Annotated in this window: 10 protein-coding genes; 9 read left to right on the top strand and 1 reads right to left on the bottom strand. The window is 34.5% G+C overall.

Annotated elements, in window-relative coordinates; all coding sequences use genetic code 11:
• Positions 1–904: 904 nt before the first annotated feature.
• Positions 905–1,780 (top strand): 5'-methylthioadenosine/S-adenosylhomocysteine nucleosidase, encoded by an 876-nt coding sequence (locus I9192_RS03275; protein ID WP_200150407.1) that lies wholly within the window; start codon positions 905–907, stop codon positions 1,778–1,780.
• A gap of 24 nt (positions 1,781–1,804) precedes the next feature.
• Here the strand turns inward: I9192_RS03275 and I9192_RS03280 are convergent, their stop codons facing one another.
• Positions 1,805–2,350: a DUF2062 domain-containing protein gene (locus I9192_RS03280; RefSeq protein WP_005031104.1), complete on the bottom strand. Its 546-nt coding sequence runs from the start codon at positions 2,348–2,350 to the stop codon at positions 1,805–1,807.
• Positions 2,351–2,805: 455 nt separating this feature from the next.
• Between I9192_RS03280 and I9192_RS03285 the strand changes: the two genes are divergently transcribed.
• From I9192_RS03285 to I9192_RS03320, 8 genes are all read left to right on the top strand, one after another.
• Complete coding sequence (locus I9192_RS03285) at positions 2,806–3,399, top strand: LysE family translocator (protein ID WP_005031101.1); 594 nt, start codon at positions 2,806–2,808, stop codon at positions 3,397–3,399.
• Between the two features lie 134 nt (positions 3,400–3,533).
• On the top strand, positions 3,534–4,103 hold the full coding sequence (gene dcd / locus I9192_RS03290; protein WP_005031100.1) for a dCTP deaminase: 570 nt from the start codon (positions 3,534–3,536) through the stop codon (positions 4,101–4,103).
• Positions 4,104–4,453: 350 nt separating this feature from the next.
• Positions 4,454–5,800, top strand: coding sequence for a hypothetical protein (locus I9192_RS03295; protein ID WP_005031098.1), 1,347 nt, complete (start codon positions 4,454–4,456; stop codon positions 5,798–5,800).
• A gap of 577 nt (positions 5,801–6,377) precedes the next feature.
• Complete coding sequence (locus tag I9192_RS03300; RefSeq protein ID WP_004827595.1) at positions 6,378–7,841, top strand: hypothetical protein; 1,464 nt, start codon at positions 6,378–6,380, stop codon at positions 7,839–7,841.
• A gap of 570 nt (positions 7,842–8,411) precedes the next feature.
• Positions 8,412–9,866 carry a hypothetical protein gene (locus I9192_RS03305; protein WP_004827597.1) on the top strand — a complete coding sequence of 485 codons (1,455 nt, stop codon included), beginning with the start codon at positions 8,412–8,414 and terminating at the stop codon, positions 9,864–9,866.
• A 930-nt stretch (positions 9,867–10,796) separates the two neighbouring features.
• Positions 10,797–12,194, top strand: coding sequence for a hypothetical protein (locus tag I9192_RS03310; RefSeq protein WP_005031096.1), 1,398 nt, complete (start codon positions 10,797–10,799; stop codon positions 12,192–12,194).
• 252 nt (positions 12,195–12,446) lie between these two features.
• Positions 12,447–14,003 carry a hypothetical protein gene (locus I9192_RS03315; protein ID WP_005031095.1) on the top strand — a complete coding sequence of 519 codons (1,557 nt, stop codon included), beginning with the start codon at positions 12,447–12,449 and terminating at the stop codon, positions 14,001–14,003.
• Between the two features lie 16 nt (positions 14,004–14,019).
• A complete protein-coding gene (locus tag I9192_RS03320) occupies positions 14,020–14,772 on the top strand; it encodes a DUF6160 family protein (protein ID WP_005031094.1) in 753 nt (250 codons plus the stop codon).
• Positions 14,773–14,774: the final 2 nt, after the last annotated feature.

Consider the following 14,774-nt stretch of genomic DNA (forward strand, 5'->3'; position numbering starts at 1 on the left):
ATTAGTCTCGCCAATACTGCCAATGGTGATGTTAATAGTGCTACTCGTTTTTATTATTCCCAAAAAAGATTAGGTGATTACTGCCAAGGATGGGGGGAGAGTGGTACAAATTAGCAAGATGCTGGAAAGATACTTTCAGATTTTGAATCTGTAATTAATCTGAGTTCGATGTAATTAAATCTTCAACTCATTGAAAAATAATAAATCTATATGGAGTCTTGCTGTGTTTTCATCAAATTTTAGTATGAGGAGCGGAGCTCCGCAAGCGTAACCATCAATAGCGTTTCCTTTCTCTTGATCAATAAAATGAAAGCGATCAATAGATTGTTTGATGATCTAAAGCTTGCACTGCCACGCTTTACTTCTAAAGTTTAAATTGTTTTGCGTAGGCGATGCTTCACTTTTCAGAGATGAAAAGTGACAAAAATCTTTCGTTGAGCGAGGGGTACATCCTCATATCCCCGCTCAACATGGCGACATCCATGTCGCCTCACGATCGCAAGACCATCGATGATTCAAAAGTACAAAATAAATGAATCATCCAAATCACGTGTATGAATAATCAGGCGGTTTGGCTATATCATCTTTCATCAAGGATTTTTATCGAACTCAGGTTAATTAACATTTCACTATCACTGGTGAACTTAGATTTTGGCAATGTAAAACCAAAATTGAATTGTTAGATAAAGATGTCATTAAATTAATTGATGATTGGTAAGGGGGAAATGCTGATTTATCTTCAGGTCATTCTGAATTGATTAAAATCGTGCTGAAATTAATTTCAATCATAGCCAACATATTCAAATCATATATACTTTAATTTTGATATAAAAAAATGAAATTTGTGGAATTGGTATATTCATTGCTTAAATATCCAGTTCTTATTTAAGCTGTTGAGCAAATGATGCAATTCAAAAAAATAATCCATGCTATTGGCATGTGCGGTTCCCTGCTATTGGCAGCGTGTAATAATGATTCACACAATACAAATCAAAATAGCGATACTCAGAAAGCTTTACAACCCATTGTAATTCAAGGCGCATTACCTGTTGAGTCTGAGCAAATGGCAGCAAAATTGACCAATGCGACTGTTGAAACTGTGGGGGGATGGAAGTTTTGGAAAGGGACTTATCAGGGCTATCCCGTGATTATCTCTAAAACCCGAATGGGAATGAGTAATGCGGCAGCTGCAACTGCAATCGCAATTGAGCGGTATAAGCCTATTGCGATTATTAACCAAGGGACATCGGGCGGGCATGATCCAGAGCTCAAAATTTATGATATTGTTTTGGGACGATATACAACAAATATTGGTGCTTTCAGGACCCCTAAAAAAGCGTTGGGAGAAGGTTCAAACGCTTTAGAATGGAACGAAGCCTTTGATGTACTACCTGATGATGAATCTGATCCAGAGCCGATTGCGATTCGGAAGTTCGAAGCGGATGCTGAGCTTTTAACAGCAGCTCATCGTGCTCAGAATAATTATACACAGGGTAATGTTGTTGAAGGTACCATCGGTTCAGCTGATGTGTGGAATAATGAATTAGATCGAATTGCATTTTTCCATAAAAACTATGCAACATCGGTTGAAGAAATGGAAGCTGCCTCTGTTGCACAAATTGCCAGTCAATTTAAAGTCCCTTTTTTGGGTATTCGAGTGCTATCAAATAACATTACCAATGGTGGCGCATATGATGCAGGCACAGGTGAAGCATGCCAGCACTATGTTTTAGATGTCGTGGTTGAATATATGAAAGCAAAACAAGCGGCTTTGAAATAACAATCAATCCTGTCGGAAGCGGTTTTAAAGTGGGTGATTCTTACGATCATTCCATTTTTTAACCACACTCCAACGCCAGTAAATACGTGTCACAATAAAAAGCAAAGATGCACAGACCAATGCCTCAATAAAAAGCCCTGTGGCTAAAATTTTTGCCAAACTAAAATCAATATGACCATGCCCAAAGTTTTTAATCCAATGGATGATTTGATGGAAAACGCCCAGTAGCATCTCTTTGTTGATCATATGCACATGATAAATTTTAGAGCCAATCCAAAATGCAAAAATCAAAATGGGAATAATAGTGATTGGATTCATAATCCAAGCCAAAATTAAACCAATTGGAAGATTGGCTTCAAACAATAACACAGAAAAAATGATCAACAATGTATGAAACGGAATGGGTAAAATTCCCCAGAATGTACCAATAAACATTGCCTTAGAAATTGACTTTCGATTGACGTACCAAAGCTGAGGACTTAAGGCTTTATCACCAAAAATCTTCATAAATTTCAAATTATTGACCCGCTCGGGGGAGGGAAGCCAAGACTGAAAAAAATGCTTTGCCATAAAATTAAAAAATGAAAGAAAGGCTACTATTGTGCATCAATGTAGAGAAAAACAACAACCTTTCGGACAAAATACCTAAAATAGTGAAGGGAGGTTTTGATTGAATAATAGACATTAAAGCTGAAAATTTGCTTAAAATCAGTCATATTCGGTCAAGACATTCACTGCGCTCCATTTTAATAAGCTATTTTGTGAACTGGTTCACTTTATTTTATGGAACATACTGATTTAAAAGATAATATTTGGAATATAATAATGAAAATATGATTATTAAAGGAACAACTAATGATGAAATGACTTAACAGTCTTTTGGTGATATAATGTTATAATATATTGAAAATAAAAGATATTTGTGTATTTTGCTATCCATATTCATATGTTCTCTTACAATTCTTTTTTTGCCAATCTGAATCAAAAGATTTAATCTGCGGTCAATTGATAGATGAGGTCATTTAATGATTTCATGGTTTTTTATCGGTCTGGTGGTGACGATTCTTTTAACCCCAGGACCAACCAATACGCTTTTAGCATCTTCTGGAATCCAAGTTGGAATTCGAAAATCTCTCCCTTTAATTCCAGCAGAAGCGCTAGGATATTTTATCTCCATTACTGTTTGGGGATTAATCATTGGAACTGTATCTAAGCAGTTCCCAAGTGTACCCGTTATTCTGAAATTATTCAGTGCTGGTTATATCTTATTTCTAGCTTTAAAGTTATGGCGTACAGCGAATCAAGACGAAGACTTTAGTCAAGCAACAATTCGTGCGCGGGAGCTATTTGTAGCAACGCTGTTAAATCCTAAAGCCTTACTTTTTGCTTCAGCAATTTTTCCAACCTATGTCTGGCAAAACACTTCAGCTTATACCTCTCATATGCTGGTATTTTTATTGTTGATTATCCCGATTGCATTCTTTTGGACATTTATTGGTTCAGTGATCTGTAGTAATAAAGTCACTTGGTTAAATCAACGCAATATGCAAAGAACAGCTTCTTTGGTTTTAGTCAGCTTCACCGTACCACTCAGTTATTCTGCTCTTTTAAGTTTATAAGGTCGTTCCTCGTGAAAGGCTGTGGATTTTGCTTACAGACTGAAGCAAAGCTATTTCGCAAGAAACATTCCTTTCAAAAGCAATTTCAGTTAAAGTACAGCGCAGTAAACAGCACAGTTTTGGGATAGAAATAAATGGCCATTAAGTCTGATCGTTGGATTCGCGAAATGAGCGAAAAACACGGTATGATTGAACCGTATGCAGAAAACCAAGTTCGTTATGATGAACACGGTGAGAAGCTAATTTCTTATGGCGTTTCAAGCTATGGTTATGATGTCCGCTGTGCGCGTGAATTCAAAGTCTTTACAAATGTACATTCTGCAATTGTAGACCCTAAAAATTTCGATGATCGTAGTTTTATCGATATTGAATCTGATGTTTGTATTATTCCACCAAACTCTTTTGCTTTAGCACGTACAGTCGAATATTTCCGAATTCCTCGCAATGTTTTAACTGTTTGTTTAGGAAAATCAACTTACGCTCGCTGTGGGATTATTGTCAACGTCACACCACTTGAACCTGAGTGGGAAGGTCATGTGACATTAGAATTTTCCAATACAACCAATTTACCAGCTCGTATTTATGCAGGTGAAGGTGTTGCTCAGATGTTATTCTTCGAATCGGATGAAGTTTGTGAAACATCTTATAAAGACCGTGGTGGTAAATACCAAGGTCAAACAGGGGTCACTTTACCTAAGACCTAAAAGAGAATCAGTTTAAAAAGCAAGTGAAATACTTGCTTTTTTTATGTTTAAAATGATCAATATAATAAATGTAATGTGATATATAATTTTATTTAAATCTTCGATTTTTAATAATTAAAATATAAAGTTAAGAATAATTTAAATGTCTATTAAATTATTTTAAAGTAATGATTTTTATCGGAATATACAAATATTTTCTCGGTATAAACTTTGATCTGTGCTACAAATGAAATCATTAAATATATGCTAAATATAATGTGATTTATATTGTGTTATTCATATCGGATTTGAATGATTATTTAGCGTAGTAATAACAAATAAGGTCAAGCTTTGCTCAGGATGGAAGCGCTATGTCCCAGTTTAAATTTCTAAATGTTGTATTATTTGCATTCAGTGGCTTAACCATGAGTTCAAGTAATGCAGCAACTCTACAGCCACTTTCAGATCAACAATTGTCAGAAACGACCGGTCAGGCGTTGATGAGTCTGAGTTATTTAGCACCTACAGATACAACAAATTTAGAGGCTCGTCGTGCTGGAGGTGATAGTAGTGTTGGCTTTTATAAATTAGGTCTTGAAGCAACAGTTGAATTAAATGCGAACATAAAAAAGCTTCAATTAGGATGTGGAGGCAGCAACGGAAGTGGTTCTTGTGACTTGGATTTAGATAATGTCTCTTTTGGTTGTATTGTAGGGGCATCAGGCTATTGTATTACAACTGCAACAACAAATCCTAAGCAACCCGCTGGTCTTGATAGTAATAACTCGATCAGTAATCAGGTAAATATGAAGGATTTTGTTTTAACAAATCCATATTTTCAATTTGCAATTAAAAATCCCAACAGTGCCTCAACACGAGAAGTGGTTGGCATTCGTATTGGCGCTGAAAAGGCTGAAGGACCGTTATCGATTGGTAGTCTAAACACATTTAGTGGTTATTTTACTGGAAAAGCAAATCTCACAATGCAAGGTGAAACGAATGTTTCACCTGTAAGATCAAATACATGGAATACAAATGCAATATCGACACCGAGTGCCTTTTTAGGATTGGATGATGCAACAATATTAAATATAGGTTTGGCTTCAGTAAAATATAGTGAAATTACTGCAAACTATTCAACTGTGAGTCGAAATGGTCTAGCGGTTTCTGTTATTGGAAATCGTGTAACTCAGGCGAAAATACAAGGTTTAGATTTAAGTGCAGTGGTCGATGATATCATGAATGGTACTTCAACAACTTCTGCACTCGAATTAAATACGAGCAACTCCTGTGTAAGGATTATTGGTATTTGCTCTGGATCTTTTGGTGCTAATATTGGTAATGCACTTTTACCGGTATTAAGAGGAGGGATCTCTGACTACATTAAACAACAGTTGGCGACAGGTTTAGGTACCACAGTTTCTGGCTTAAGTACTTATCAAATGCCTTATAACTTAAGTAATGTGCATCAAATAGATGTGAATTCTAATACTTTTGGTATAGCCTTATCTGGACAGAATTTACAATATCCAGATTATGCCGCGGCTGTGAGTAAAGGTTGGAGTATGTATCTTCAGGATGCTTTTACACTCAATATTTCAGATAAAGTAAGTAGTCTCGTCAGTAATATTGCGTCTAGTTCAAATGCGAGAGATGGGAATATTACATTATTGGAACAGCCATATCGTAATTGTTATGGAAATATGACATTCTGTTAACAGCAGGCTCCTCTAAATTTGTTTAGGGGAGTGTATTCTTCTAATTTTTAGAAAGTTTAAAAAATTAAATGTCTACTGATGCCTTTAGGATCATTTAGATAATAAAATTTGAATTGACTAAATTTATAGCGTTTTTTATTGTCATTTTTAAGAGAGTTTTGTTCAGTATAATGGCTACAGTGTTTAGACAAAATAATAAATATTTTTTATTATAGTAAATCACTAAGATATGAATTTAGAGTTTGTTTTTGATACTGTTTAGTGATATTTTTATGAAAATAATAAATAAAATAAATGCTGTTTTTATTAGATTTAATTGTTAATAACTTAAAAAAGTTCTTTGTTTTACGATAAGAATTTATATCTTAAATAATCAATGTCTACAGGCTTTCAAAAAAATTACATTTTTTTAATTCTTAAGATTTACTAAATAAAATTATGATAGCTTAAATTAATTAGCAGAGCTCTGAGTTAAATCAATTTTAATGAGATCGAAATATTGATTTTAATTAAAAAAGATACTGAATTATTAAAAAGTTAGAGCTGAATAATTTTGGACATCATCTAAGGACAGAAAATGTTCACGTTTAAGCCTTTGTACTTTACTCTTTTTTCTTTCAGTGTTTTTAGTACATCTATTTTATATGCCGAATCTTTGTCTTTATACCGTTTGACTGATGAGCAGTTGGGTGAGACAACGGGGCAGGCATTGATGAGTTTGTCTTATATAGCACCAAACGACTCAACCAATCTGATGAATAAATATAGTAGTGGTTCCAATATTGGGTTTTACAAGCTTGGGCTTGAAGTTGATATGGATTTAAATGCAAATATCAGAAATTTGCAACTCGGTTGTGGTGGAATAAATGGCGCAGGACAATGCGATATAGATATAAAGAATCTTTCACTCAGCGGATTACCAGCAAATTATAATCCATCAAGTGGTAACCCTCCAGATTTTGGGGCAGCTGGTCGAGCTTCTACAAGTGCTCAATTGACTAATCCATTTATGGAGTTTGCTGTAAAAAACTCAAATTCAGCATCGACTCGTGAAATAGTTGGTTTACGTTTTAGTGCGGAAAAAATTACAGGACTTCTGACTGCAGGTTTAATCAATGGAATTACTCCAACTTCCACAGATGGGATTCAGTCACTGAGTGGTTTTATGCGTATTGCAGCAACTTCAGGTGAAGCTTCGACAAAAGCAACTGTGTTCGGGAATCAGGCAAATCATCAGATTCAAGGTTTGCTCAGTGCATTGGGAAGTAACAGAACATTTACTTCGCAACCCAATAGCCCAGATACTCAGGGCATTACTCTCCCTTCATTGAAAGCAGCATTTTCAATACCTGAGTTTCAGGTTAATGGAAGTCGATTGGATAATGCAAGTGTTAAGGGAATTTCAACAAAAATTGATTCAATCGCATTGGATAGTGGTCCACTGAATCAACTCAAAGTTAATTTCCCTTCGATATGTGTTTTTATATTTTGTGCTTCACAGTCTAAAATTAAATTGGCAAATGGATCGGCTGTACAAAATTTAAATATGGATATTACTTTTAATCAAGCATTAAGCATGTTTCATAATATACCGCTCACAGGTTCTGGTGGATATCTAAGTTTACAACAGCAAGCCATACTTTGGCCTGGAAATTATGTAGATTCAAATGATATGACTGGTAAAACAATTGCAGAGATGCTTAACAGTGATGTTGCAAAAAAAGGATGGTGGATGTCTTTCGCAGAACCAGTGCAATTAGGTTATTTAAAAGCAACTCAAGAAGTAGATATTACAAATGTGTTACCGCAGGTAGCTGGTTTAATGACTACAGAATTATTAAAAGAAGAAAATAGGGTAAAGGTTCCTGCAGGTGCTGCTATTGGTGCAATTGTTGGTCTAACATTGACAACGCCTAAACCAATCGTGGTTGACTTGAATAATGCAACGCTTGCTAATCCAGTAAAACTGACCTTAGCCAATCTGCAGTTAGCAAATCAAAATTTGACGCCGAATTGCTATGGCTCATTAAAATTTTGTTAAATTAATTTTAGCAACAATAGCTTAACTGTTGTGTTATGACTTTAAGGTGATGATTTGTGTTTTTTATTTTTTATAAGTTATTGATTTTAATATTATTTAATTTATGGTGGGCGTAAAATAACTAAAATTAACGACTTATATTTTGTGCAGTAAAACTGTTCAGAATTACACCGTATCCAGGGTGTTTGGAAGTGCTTTACCAGTTTTAACTCTTTTAAAGTTAAGTAAATATATAGAATAAATTTAAAATGAGTGTAATTTGAAAGGATTACTGTTAAGTTTAAGTATTTTGTGTTTATTATTGATTTTTAATTTAATTTTCTCATGGTTGATGGGATTATGCGCTTTTTAAAATCAATTAAATTTAAATTATTTCCCTATTTTTAAATTACATTTTTGTTATTTTGTTAAGATTAATTAAATAATTGTTATAATAACGCTAATAAACAATATAGCTCTGCATATACATTTCTAAGCTAAAAGTTTAATTTTATTAATTTTTAAGATTAGGTTTTGCTTTAAATAAAAAAAGGGCTCAAGAAGTTTTGAACATAGTTTAAGGATGAAGAAATGTTCACGTTTAAGCCTTTGTACATCACGTTTTTTTCTTTAAGTGTTTTTAGCATGCCTGCTGTATATGCAGAGTCTACGACGCTGCAGCATATGTCTGATGCACAATTGGCTGAAACAACAGGACAAGCACTCATGAGTTTATCTTATATAGGACCTACTGATGTCACTAATCTTGAATCAAAAAGGTTGGGCGGAGATAAAAATATTGGATTTTATAAATTAGGTTTAGAGGCTGAACTAGAGCTTAATGCAAACATTAAAAAACTCCAATTGGGTTGTGGTGGCGTAAATGGTGCAGGTGGATGCGATATTGATATTGATAACCTAAGTTTGAGTGGTATAGCCGATACTCGGATAGGTAGAACTTCTTCAAGTGCTAAATTAACTAACCCGTTTATTGAGTTTGCTATAAAAAATCCACAATCTGCATCACAAAGAGAAATTGTTGGTTTACGTTTAAGTGCTGAAAGGGCTGTTGGGTTATTAACAGCTGGGCTGGAAAATTCTAATCAAGCAAATGGAATAAATAGTTTAAGTGGTTATATGAAAGTTCAGTCGGGAATAGGTGATTCAGTGGCTGAACAAAGTAAAGTCAAAGGATATGCAAATACAGCAGCACAATACATGGATTTATCCAAATATCAAATAAAAGGAAATCTTGTAGCGTTAGGATTAGCTAATGCTAGTTTTATTACAAATGGGGGAGGATTTAGTATACCAGAAATGAATAAATTACCTTTTGAAACTCAACAATTAATAGTTGTGGGGAATCGTAAAACATCGGCAGAACTTTCAGCAGAAGTGAGTATCCCAACAATTAATTTAGGAACTGGTGCAAATTTTCCACCAGCAGGTAGGGTAGAAAGTAATATCTTTGGTACAACAACAGCTGTTTATACCGCTGGTTCACCAGTAAATGCTGCTGTAACAGGTTGTCAAAATTTAACATTCCTTCCGACCTGTATAATCGCATGGAATGGGCGTCAATTTTCAAATATTCGTATGTCTGGAACTGTGAGCGGTGCTAAGGCTAAAGTTAACTTTTCTGAAAGCTTAGGTTTTATACATAATCTAAAAATTGATTCGCCTGTTTCATTGAGTTTGCAACAAATAAAAATACTATGGCCAGGTTCTGAAAGTGCAAACTTGGCTGAGCGCGGTTGGTGGTTAGCATTGCAAGATCCAGTTTCAATTGGTGTGGTAGAGCCTACAGATAGATTATCCATTGAGCCACTTCTAGGGCAATTTGCGCAAAAGGCAGGGAGCTACTTACAATCAAACCCTGCAACGACCTCTGATCTATTAGGTGTTTTAATTGGTAATGGAATCAGTGCGAATCTAGGAAATGTAAATTTGTCTGGAGTTTCTCCTTTACAGATGAATCTTTCAAATTTAAGGCTAAAGGGGCAAGATTTTGTACCAAATTGCTATGGTTCACTAAAATTTTGCTAAGCTTCTGTGGATACGCATTTATAAAGATAATTGAATAGATCCATAGGTCTCTATCATGTTGTTTAACTTTCTTTTATGAATTGAGCTTAGATAACTAAACAGGTCAAAATATATTTTGATCTTTAAATTTTTGTCATTGATTTTTATCATTTTATAGGTGGTATATCAAATATAAAAGTATGTTGTGATTTTAAAAACTAAGAATTTTATTTGATATTTTTGATCTAATATTCCTGTATTTATCCATAATAAGAAAAACTATTTTTGATTATTAAATTTCTAATTTTGGCTTTATCAAATCTTCCAATGTTTAATAGCTTATGTTGATATGAATAAAATACAGAGTAGGTAGGTGCATGCCTTGGTTAAATATTCTTATAAGTATTAAGTTTTTATTTGAATTTTTGAAAATCAATAAAAAGTGAAAATTGAATCATAGTGAAATTGAAAAAGTTCTTTCTTACCCTTCATGTTGCTAGAGTGAAGTGAATTTTAAGACTAAATGATAATTTAATTGAGAACTTTATAAAAATATTATTGTAAAGATAATATAAAAAATCATGTATTTTGCTGAAAAATTGAGTAAGTCATAATTCTTTAGAGTGTTTAATGTATAGATTAAATCATTTTATTTAAGGTTTTAACTTTAAACTTTTGTTTTATATTGATAAGAAATAATTTTTTCTTGGTTTTAATTGTTGTTTACATGTGGGAAGCTTATTTTAAAAGCATTAGCATTTTGTCGGAAATATAGCTTAATTTTAAATAATTGTGATAATTTACACAAAATGTGATTTTCAATTGAAAACTAAAAAACTTTTTAATGTGCTAAGGGATTTAAATTTATAAAGTTTTTCTTAAATAAAACTTGGCTAATTAAAAAATAGAGTGTGACAATTCTGAGCATAATCTAAGGATAAGGAGATGTTCATGTTTAAAATAAAAATCTTATGTTTGACATTTCTGTCTCTTGGTATGGCGACCACTCATGCTGACTTTACTCATTTGCAAAGTATGTCAGATGAACAGCTCTCTGAAACTACTGGACAAGCATTGATGAGCTTGACTTATATTGCACCCACTGATGCAACTAATCTTGAAGCGAAGCGTAAAGATGGTGCTGGAAATATAATAGGGGCAAAAAATATTGGTTTTTATAAATTAGGTTTAGAGGCTGAGTTAGAATTAAATGCCAATATAAAGAAACTGCAATTGGGGTGTGGTGGGGCTAATGGTGCGGGTAACTGTGATATTGATATTGATAATTTAAGCCTAAGTGGTTTAGGGAATTCTGCAAGCTCAAATACAGGTAGTACAGCTGATCGAGCTGCACGTGTAGGATCAAGTGCTGTCTTAACAAATCCCTTTATGCAGTTCGCAGTTAAAAACCCTAATAGTGCTTCGACGCGTGAAGTTGTGGGGATTAATTTAAGCTCAGAAAAAGCCATCGGATTATTGACATTTGGTCAAGAAAATAGCAGTGCCAGAAATGGTATTAATTCTTTAAGTGGTTATATGAAAGTTGCCGCAACTACAGGAACTGCTTTAGTAAACGGTTTTGGCACAAGTTTGGTATCAGGTGAGGCTGCTAGAAGGCAATTAATACAATCCGATGGTTATAATGCAATTAATGGACAAGCTTGTTGTGCTGCTTTTATATTTCCTGTCGGTTTTACCACAACTGCATATAATTTAAATTTACGTGATAAAGCGACTGGGAGTAATATTCTAAAAGGCGATTTGTCTTTATTAGAGCAAGAGATTACTGGAAAACGTATTAACAGCGCAACTTTGAAGGCTAGTGCTTTGGTACGGGATATTGATTTAAGTGGCAATATTATTGCAAGAGCGCTTGGTTTTATTAATTTGGACAAAGAAACTAGTGGTACAATTAAAAACTTGAATGTAGATGTGACTATTAATGAAGATTTAGGGTATTTTCATAAAGCAAGCTTAAACGGAACTCCTGCATCATTATCATTACAGGGACAAGATATACAATGGCCAGGAAATAAATCTACGGCTTCAAAAGGTTGGTGGTTGGAGTTTTCTAATCCAATTGATATTGGAAAAATTGATCCAACTGATCAGGTAGATATTCCTAAAGCTACTTTAAATGAAGTGATGAATCAAGTAAGTGATTATTTGCAAGATAAACCAGTACAATGTGGGGGGCTAGCACTAGAAAATTGTCTTTTTGGTAGTACGATTCCTTTAAAAGAAGTCGATTTAAAAGATGCAACTAGACCTAATATGACATTAAATAATTTACAATTAGCAAAACAGGATTTCACCCCAAACTGTTACGGTTCTTTAAAATTCTGTTAGTTAAATTATTTAGCTGATTAAAAGCAACAGTATGGAAGTTTACTGTTGCTTTTTTATTTTAAACGTTTATCGGAAAGTCATATATTTTACATAAAAGTCTTTGGCATAATAAAAAATATTGCATAAGATAAAGTGTGATATAGATAACAAAACTGTATAGACAAGGAAAGACTATTTTATACAGTGTCGTAGGGATTACAGAAATAAAATAAAATATGGTGCGGAGCATCGTATAACACAGGAAGGTCATAGATGACTACACTCAATTATACGGCAAAATTTCATAAAACTGTTTTGGCAGCTTTTATTGGCTTAGTCATCGCCCAATCTAGCTTCGCTTTGGAAGCAATGTCTGATGAAAAATTAAGTGATACGACAGGTGAAGGCATCGCTTTATTACCTACAAATGCTTATATGGTGTTTCAGGGAGCTGGAGCAAACCAGTCACAAGATACAATTCTGACTAATCGTAGTCTGGATACTGGTTATATCTATTATGTGCCAGTAGGTCCATTGTCATCTCTTGTGCAAGATACAAATAAAGATGGTACTGTGAACTCAAGTGATCACTCTGTTGGTAAAGCTGATTTATATTTATATGGCTTAGCATTGTCTAGAAATGCAACCAATAATGCCAACCTTCGCTTAGATTCAGGACAAACCAATGGTGTGGCAAATGCAGCGATTCGAAGTTGGGGAACGGCAACAAACCCATGGATATTTAACGTAAAAACAGATTCAAATATTCCTGATTTTGGTACCAGTAGTGGCTCTGTAACCTATTTGAATTTTGAAGCGCCGTTGTATGAAAATATATATACATTTGCTTCGGATAACAAAACCGTAACGACGAAGCCTTTTGTAAATGATGCAGGTGGAGAAGACGCATATAATCTTAAACTTGCTTTATGGGCAGATGCTTTTGTACGTGATCAAAGTAAACCAGATCAGGATGCGAACCAATTTAACTTAGGTGAAGGGTTTAGTAGCACAACAACAGGTCGGGCAAATCGTATTCGATTACAAGGTGTATTTAACGGTTTTGGACTGAATGGAAGTAAAATTCAATTATTCCAGACACTCGGTGGTGCAACCAATACTGGGGGAATGAGTGCCTTCTATAACAATACCTTAGGGTTGGCTGGAGTTATACGCTTAAATAGCGGGGATGGTTCTAAATTGTTAGGAACATCTGCAGCAAATTCTTGGACAATGCCTGCGAATTTGATGAACCGAGTTTTGAGATTAAGCACGCAAGAGTGTGGCGTTGGAAATTTGAATGGTTGTACCACAGGTACAGCCCAAGATATTTTATCGACTCCAGCGATCAATGGTGGACTGGCTCCAACTTTCTCAGATAAGGAAGGTATTTATATTTATAACCTGAATACGAATTTAGTATTAGGTTCATTATATCAGCCTTTAATTCTTGGTTCTGATGGTACAAACTTTAGTTTAGAGCTGGCACGAATACCAAATAAAGAATCAATTTATAAACAAATATATACAGACTATACAGGTGCTGATTCGTCTTATAAAGGCTCTACATGTAATGTTTATAATTGTGGTTCAAGCTCAATTTCAGGTTATCAAGGAAGTTCAGCGACACATAGCAGTATCAGTATTGGGACGGTCTATAGTCCAGATGCTGGAAAAACTTTGCTTGCTGACAAAAGTGCGGGTGCTGTCGGAATTTCATTTAACCAATTGAGTAATGCATCAACTTCAAATGCCCAAAATAATTTAGGTTCCGCAGTCATTGATGGTATGCTGATTCAACATATGAAAATAACAACCAAAGGCTTATAAAATAAGGAGAAATATGATGAAGAAAAGTGTACTTCTTATTTTAACCAGTATGTTGAGTGTTTATGCTGTGGCAATGGAACCTTTATCTGACTCGGACTTGCAACACGTTGAAGGTCAGGCTGGGGCAGACTTATCACTCAAGCTAGTACTGAATCAGATCAATGCCAACGATTCATATTATCAAACAAATAATGCCTATAAGTTTGATAATGGTGTTGGTGGAATTTGTGCAAATTTAGAGTTTTGTCGTTTAGCACTTTCAGTCAATAACCGTTATGTAGATTCAGGTGGTGCTGCAAGTAGTGTCAGTGGAAATAAACTTTGGGTGGTATTTAAGGGTATTCAAGGAACGATTAATATCCAGAAGTTAGGTTTAGATGGTGCGGATTTGGTCTATAAGAATATTGCAAACCAACAAATGATAAAACCTGCGTTTCAATTATCTTTTGATGCAGATAAACCCATTCAAATTCGTAATTTTGGATTTAATTCACTTTCCATAGAAAAGGATGCATTTACCAGTATAACCAATCCAGATGGAACAGTTACTGAAAACTCATTGGGTGCAACCGCAGCTCAATATGGTTATCTAAAACTGAATAAATATGCTGCTAAAGCCCAAACAACAGGTCCAAATGGTTCTACTGCGAACAATTATGATACAGGGCGTGAAACTGGGTTTATGGGTATGCAGATGAATGGCAATCTTGCACTTCAGGGAAAGTTAATGATGTTTAGCTGTGATTCAAGTATGAACAAGCGTTGCTAAGT

It is taken from the genome of Acinetobacter bereziniae, assembly GCF_016576965.1.
In the GTDB taxonomy this organism is placed as follows: Bacteria; Pseudomonadota; Gammaproteobacteria; order Pseudomonadales; family Moraxellaceae; genus Acinetobacter; species Acinetobacter bereziniae.

Bases quoted from the DNA above. Each gene is read 5' to 3' on its own strand.
- I9192_RS03275 (WP_200150407.1), top strand. From the start codon at position 905: ATGCAATTCAAAAAAATAATCCATGCTATTGGCATGTGCGGTTCCCTG.
- I9192_RS03280 (WP_005031104.1), bottom strand. From the start codon at position 2,350: ATGGCAAAGCATTTTTTTCAGTCTTGGCTTCCCTCCCCCGAGCGGGTC.
- I9192_RS03285 (WP_005031101.1), top strand. From the start codon at position 2,806: ATGATTTCATGGTTTTTTATCGGTCTGGTGGTGACGATTCTTTTAACC.
- dcd (WP_005031100.1), top strand. From the start codon at position 3,534: ATGGCCATTAAGTCTGATCGTTGGATTCGCGAAATGAGCGAAAAACAC.
- I9192_RS03295 (WP_005031098.1), top strand. From the start codon at position 4,454: ATGTCCCAGTTTAAATTTCTAAATGTTGTATTATTTGCATTCAGTGGC.
- I9192_RS03300 (WP_004827595.1), top strand. From the start codon at position 6,378: ATGTTCACGTTTAAGCCTTTGTACTTTACTCTTTTTTCTTTCAGTGTT.
- I9192_RS03305 (WP_004827597.1), top strand. From the start codon at position 8,412: ATGTTCACGTTTAAGCCTTTGTACATCACGTTTTTTTCTTTAAGTGTT.
- I9192_RS03310 (WP_005031096.1), top strand. From the start codon at position 10,797: ATGTTTAAAATAAAAATCTTATGTTTGACATTTCTGTCTCTTGGTATG.
- I9192_RS03315 (WP_005031095.1), top strand. From the start codon at position 12,447: ATGACTACACTCAATTATACGGCAAAATTTCATAAAACTGTTTTGGCA.
- I9192_RS03320 (WP_005031094.1), top strand. From the start codon at position 14,020: ATGAAGAAAAGTGTACTTCTTATTTTAACCAGTATGTTGAGTGTTTAT.